The sequence below is a fragment of the Variovorax sp. 20P10.2.4 genome (genome assembly GCF_058244205.1).
In genome coordinates, this window is record NZ_JBZAYE010001160.1 from 1 (window position 1) to 1,183 (window position 1,183).

General features: G+C 72.4%; 1 protein-coding gene and 1 pseudogene. Both read right to left on the minus strand.

Annotated elements, in window-relative coordinates; genetic code table 11:
* Window positions 1-218, minus strand: a pseudogene (locus AC27VN_RS41955) (oxepin-CoA hydrolase, alternative type); the annotation flags it as partial.
* 145 nt (window positions 219-363) lie between these two features.
* Window positions 364-1,183 (minus strand): ComEC/Rec2 family competence protein (locus tag AC27VN_RS41960; RefSeq protein WP_490880584.1); only part of this gene is annotated, 820 nt, incomplete at its 5' end.

Below are 1,183 nucleotides of genomic sequence, written 5' to 3' on the forward strand. Positions count from 1 at the left end.
CCCTCGCCGCACAGCACGATGGCGCGCACGGTGCGAAAGCCCGCGGCGTCGCGCATGACCTTGGCCGCGGCGCGGTAGACCGAGGGACTGAGCGCGTTGCGCGCGCCGGGGTTGCTGAGCGTCAGCACCAGCACCGGGCCGTCGCGGTGTGTCTTGAGCCGCGCGGCGGAACTGGTGCCGACGTGGCTGCTGGTGATGGCGGGGACGGCGGCGGTCATGGCACGGTGCCCGCGGGCGAGCGCGGGAAGAAAGCCTGGCGGTGGTGCGATTTCATGGGTCCCCTGCGTCGTTGTCTGTCGCTACAACGCATGGGACGCCGCCGCGCCCGACCTGGCAAGGGTTCGTCCGGAAAATTTTTAACAACTAGTTCACAGTTTTAACCTCAACGGCCGGCCGGTGCTGCCAGTAGCGCGGCGAGCGTTCGCGCTCGCAGTCCACCTCGGCCGGGCGAGCGCTGGTCCAGTGCGCGGCGCCGCAGCGCACGTTCTCGACCAGGCGCACGCCACGCCCGGCATGGCGCGCCACCACCTCGGGCACCGGGTGGCCGAAGCGGTTGCGGTAGCCGGCCTGGACCAGGCCGATGCGCGGGCGCACCGCATCGAGGAAGGCCGCGCTCGACGAGGTCTTGCTGCCGTGGTGCGGCACCAGCAGCACGTCGGCGCGCAGCCGTTCGGGCATGCGCTCGAGCAGCGCGGCCTCCTGCAACCGCTCGATGTCGCCGGCCAGCAGCGCGGTCGCGCGGCCATTGCCGATGCGCAGCACGCACGAGACCGCGTTGGGCCGCGTGAAGAACAGGTAGTCGCCGGCGTGCGGATGCAGCAGCTCGAACTCCACGCCGTCCCAGGTCCAGCGCCGGCCCGCCTCGCAGCGACGTGCGGGGCGTTGCGACTGCAGCGGGTGCCCGGCCTCGATCGAGCTCAGCAGCTCGGCGTGCGGATGCATCGCGAGCACGGCGCTCGCGCCGCCCGTGTGGTCGCTGTCGCGATGGCTCAGCACCAGCAGGTCGAGCCGCTCGCCAAGGGCGCGCAGCAGCGGCACCAGCACGCGGTGGCCGGCGTCGCTCTCGAGGCTGTAGCGCGGGCCGCTGTCGTAGAGCAGGCTGTGGGTCGCGGTGCGCACCAGCACCGCGTTGCCCTGGCCGACGTCGGCCGCGAGCAGTTCGAACTCGCCGACGGCGGGACGC